Here is a 4,310-nt window from a genome sequence, read left to right as displayed (position 1 = left end):
AACTGCCCAAGGTCAGGGGAGTGTGGATCCTGGAGGGGGAGAGCCAAAGCCACCATGCTATCAGAGAATGGTCATCTGCAATGGGCATTATACGGTAAAGCATTGTGACAACGAATTCACAAGTGACCGTTGTAGTAGATATGAATTTGGATGTCTTAATTGTCAAGGATATTAACAAATAAACAATCAGCAGCCTCATCCATCCACGGGTGGACAGCTTTTTGTAATCAGAAGAAAAAATGAATCCCTACAAATTCTCATTTTGGGTTATTATTCCCATCTTTTTTCTATCCTGCACATTTAATGGTGATTTGGAAATTAAAAAATTAGTATTGAATGAGCTCGATATAGTCCAAAAGAATGAGCTGACTATTCAAAAAGTCATATCACTTGAAACCACCTCTGAAAACCTAATGGGTACAGATATCCGAGTTCGATTTGATGCTTTGTCTTTTTATTTGATGGATGAAAACTCCAAAACAGTAATCCACCAATTTGACAGAGAAGGTGAATATCGGGGTGCTGTTGCCCAAGTAGGTGATGGTCCGGGTTACCTGAAAGATTTGGATGATTTCTTAATCAATTCAGAAGGGAGGATTGAGGTGTTATCAGCCATAGGCGATCAAGCTAGCGTCTACGAAGTTTCAGTTTCAGGAGAAATCATCCCGGTATTTCAAACTGATTATTTAGCAAGTTCTTTTACCAACTTGCCATCCGGAGAATATTTGCTTTATGGAAGTTATAATCTACCTTTCACCAAGTTTCGCTTGGTAAAAGCTGATTCAGGAGGAAAAGTCACCTCCGCTTTTTTGGACAACACTTACGAAAACAAACTTTTGCCAATGACAGAACGCAATTTCTTCAAAAATGGAAATGACATTCATATCATTGAGTCTTTTCAACCCTATGTTTACAGCTTTCATAATGACACCTTAGAAAAGGTGATTCAAATGGATTTTGGCTCCTATTCGATTCCCGATTATTTCTGGCAAGAGGACATTATGAATAGTTTTGGGAAAATGAGTGAAACTGGATTTGCCAATTTACACGGGGTATTTGAGGATGAAAATTTGATGCTACTTAGCATTCATGTTCAGAAGCCTGAAGGCATTTTCAAGGAATTGGTGTTTATCGATAAATCTACCGATAAAATCCAAAAATTATCAACCAACATGAATGATGATCTACTCTATCATTATCCCATTGGGATTGAAGATGGACAAGCTATGTTTTTGACTTATCGTTCTGTGATTTTGAATGAGCTATCCAAAACCCAGTTGGACCAGATCCAATCTAAAATTCCTAAGAAAGAATTTGATTATCCAGTTATTCTTAAAACAAATGCCTCATTCGATAAATAAAGTTTTAATCTGCTTTTCCCTTATCTATCTTTTCTTTGCTTGTCAAAAAAAACCAGAGCAAATGATTTTTCCTGATAATTTAGAAATCGTTCATCAGGGTAACCCCCCTTGTCCAGACTGCAAGGGAAAAGCTGTTTTTTATGTAAATATGGCTAAGGGTTCCACCTATTTATTTACTGATAATATTGTGAATTGGAAGGACTTTGCAGCATCCTATCCAGATCTTTCAGTCAGTGTTTATTTGGGAGGAAAAGGGAAAGATGGGAAAAACAGTGCTCAGCAGCTCCGCTCTTTTTTCGAAAGGCAGGATTTTCCCTATCCAGTCTATTTAGATCCCGAAGATGAATTTTTTGAAATTAATCAGCTAGACAACATCGATGTGACATATAAAACCGTACTTCATTTTTTGGTAAAAGATAATCGGATATTGGATCTTTACAATTTTGGGATGCCCAATGATCGAGTTGGTCAATTGGAAGAGCATTTTGGGATGAAACCCATCGAAAGCGAGGAGTAGAAATTTTTTGCATTCCTTCTCTTTTCAGGTACCTCAGCGACCTTTATCCGGGAAGCAATTCAGCAGGAGCGATCTATCCGCTACCTGATGCCGGAGGGGGTAGTGGACTATATCCGCTCGAAAAAACTTTACTTCTAGCTGATTATTAACCGTCTGCAAAAAAAAACGCCGCTGATGGAATAAAAGGACAATTTTTGGAGTTTACGTTTGCGATTAAAAACTAAACTCAATAGGTTAGTTTCAGCTTCGGAGTCGAAGTCGTTTTTGGGCCAAAAACTTTTTAGTTAAATTTAATTCTTTAAAAACATGAAAAAAGTATTATTTGGAGTAGCCTTTTTAGGGGCTATGGCGTTTTCGGGTATAACTGCCCAAGGTCAGGGGAGTGTGGATCTTGGGGAAGGTGAAGAAACCCGCTGTTATCAAAGAATGTACTGGTGTGCAGGAGAAATTGAAGCGTATAACTGTGAAAATGTAGCTACAGGTTACTTATGTTCGCAATCTTATGTTCACTGCTATAAGTGCAGTTAAACTAATTTAGGGCCAAGGGAACTCCCTTTGGCCTTTTTACTTTCAATAGAAATAATGAATCACAGGATTATTTATTGTCTTAGCTTATTTTTAGTTATTAGTTGTTACTCTGAAAAAGAAGGTGAAAAGCCAATTCCCCAAATCCTAGTTGAGAAAGCACTGCCAATCAACATGGAGAATTTTGAGATTTTAGATTTGGTTCCACTCGAAACCACTCCTGAAAATCTGATGGGATTGGATATTAGGCTTAGAATGAATATACAGGGCTATTATTTGATGGATATTGGGATCAGAGATGCGATTCATCATTTTTCACTGAATGGGAGTTACTTGGGACCTGCAGTAAGTGTCGGAGAAGGACCTGATCAGCTTAAAGGTTTACAGGATTTTCAAGTTGATGATGAAGGGAATCTATTTGTATTGACCTCTATGGGTGATGTTTCTAAAGTTTTCAAAAAATCTTCTGGAAAGGAATGGAAAGAAATTATTGATTCCGATTATTTAGCTAGCTCATTTACAATTTTGAATTCGGGAGGATTTTTGTTTTCTGGTGGGCATAATTTACCGTTCGTGGAGAATCGAGTAATTTTAACAGATCCAAAAGGAAACAGAGTAAGGTCATTTTTACCCAATGATTATCAAAATGAAATGTTGCCAACAGGAGAACGGAACTTCTTTGAATCAGAGAACTCACTACTTTATACTGAGATATTTAATAATAAAATCTATAATTTTAATTCAGAAGAATTAGTGCCAATTCTTGAACTTGACTTTGGTAGATATGCACTTCCTTCTGATTTTTGGGAAAAAAGCCTCTTCGAATCATTTGGGGAGTTGTCGGAAAATGGATTTGCAGTTTTTAAAGCAGCATTTGAGAGTGAAAAGCATTATCTTGTTAATATACATATTCAGAAAAATTCCGGTTCTTTCAAGAAAGTGTTATTTATAGAAAAACAGGGAGATCAGATTTTTGGATATGAAGGAAAAAGTCTGGAAGAAGATCCATTTAGTGAGCCGGTTTTGGTTAAGGGAGAAGAGGTTATCTTTCTTTCTAACCACTCCACTGTTAAGAAAACGTTTAAAAACAACCTTTCATCCGGTCTAAGTATAAAATTGGAGGAGAGACAATTTGATTACCCAGTACTGATCAAGGCTAAATTAAAAGATGAGATATAGTTTACTTCTATTTTTTGTGATTTTCCTTTATTCCTGCGGGAAAAAGGAAGTTACAGTTATTACTTTTCCTGATGAACTTGAATTAATTAATACGAATGGGTCACCAGCAGAGCCCTGTTTAACCTGTGAAAAAATGCTGGTCACCTATTTTGGGATGAATGAAACCAGGCCCCTGTCAATGTTCCGTTCCATGCTAATAAAGCGATTCGAGGACCTTAAAACGAAACATCCTGAATTACCAGTAATCCTTATATTTGGTGGAGAAAATAAAGAATTAGGATTGAATAAAACCTATTTGGAAGATTTACTTTCTGAAAATCAATTTCCCTATTCGGTATTTTATGATAAAGAAAACAAATTCTTTGGGCTTAATCATTTAGAGTATTTTCCCTATGAGCGGAATGACGTTCAGATGTATTTGGTAAAAGAAGGTCAGGTTTTTTCTTCGGCTGAAATGGGTATTCCAGAATTGTTTGAAAAACAAGTACAGGATTTTTTACAACCGTAATTGCAGGTATATCCAATAGAAAATGTTAAAAATCATCCGTCTGCAAAAAAAAACACCACTGATGGAATAAATGGAAGTTTTTCGGGGAAAAGATTTGCGATTAAAAACCGAACTCAATAAGTTAGTTTCAGCTTTGATGTTCAAAGCTACTTTTGGGCCAAAAGTTTTTAATAAAATCTAATTCTTTAAAAACATGAAAAAAGTATTATTTGGAGTAGCC

General features: G+C 36.2%; 5 protein-coding genes. All 5 read left to right on the top strand.

Annotation, left to right across the window (positions count from 1 at the left end; genetic code table 11):
* Positions 1 to 239 precede the first annotated feature (239 nt).
* Positions 240 to 1,361: a 6-bladed beta-propeller gene (locus tag BLQ57_RS19615; protein WP_087941323.1), complete on the top strand. Its 1,122-nt coding sequence runs from the start codon at positions 240 to 242 to the stop codon at positions 1,359 to 1,361.
* A gap of 61 nt (positions 1,362 to 1,422) precedes the next feature.
* Positions 1,423 to 1,878, top strand: a complete 456-nt coding sequence (locus tag BLQ57_RS19610) for a thioredoxin domain-containing protein (protein ID WP_139162828.1) — start codon at positions 1,423 to 1,425, stop codon at positions 1,876 to 1,878.
* 306 nt (positions 1,879 to 2,184) lie between these two features.
* Positions 2,185 to 2,406, top strand: a complete 222-nt coding sequence (locus tag BLQ57_RS19605; protein WP_087941325.1) for a hypothetical protein — start codon at positions 2,185 to 2,187, stop codon at positions 2,404 to 2,406.
* A gap of 27 nt (positions 2,407 to 2,433) precedes the next feature.
* On the top strand, positions 2,434 to 3,582 hold the full coding sequence (locus BLQ57_RS19600; RefSeq protein WP_139162827.1) for a 6-bladed beta-propeller: 1,149 nt from the start codon (positions 2,434 to 2,436) through the stop codon (positions 3,580 to 3,582).
* Positions 3,572 to 4,090 carry a hypothetical protein gene (locus BLQ57_RS19595; protein ID WP_087941327.1) on the top strand — a complete coding sequence of 173 codons (519 nt, stop codon included), beginning with the start codon at positions 3,572 to 3,574 and terminating at the stop codon, positions 4,088 to 4,090. Before BLQ57_RS19600 ends, BLQ57_RS19595 begins: the two co-directional genes overlap by 11 nt.
* Positions 4,091 to 4,310: the final 220 nt, after the last annotated feature.

Origin of the sequence: Algoriphagus faecimaris, from assembly GCF_900101705.1 — a bacterium.
GTDB lineage: Bacteria > Bacteroidota > Bacteroidia > Cytophagales > Cyclobacteriaceae > Algoriphagus > Algoriphagus faecimaris.
This window is presented reverse-complemented; position numbering and strand designations above follow the sequence as displayed.

Bases quoted from the DNA above. Each gene is read 5' to 3' on its own strand.
- BLQ57_RS19605 (WP_087941325.1), top strand. From the start codon at position 2,185: ATGAAAAAAGTATTATTTGGAGTAGCCTTTTTAGGGGCTATGGCGTTT.
- BLQ57_RS19610 (WP_139162828.1), top strand. From the start codon at position 1,423: ATGATTTTTCCTGATAATTTAGAAATCGTTCATCAGGGTAACCCCCCT.
- BLQ57_RS19595 (WP_087941327.1), top strand. From the start codon at position 3,572: ATGAGATATAGTTTACTTCTATTTTTTGTGATTTTCCTTTATTCCTGC.
- BLQ57_RS19615 (WP_087941323.1), top strand. From the start codon at position 240: ATGAATCCCTACAAATTCTCATTTTGGGTTATTATTCCCATCTTTTTT.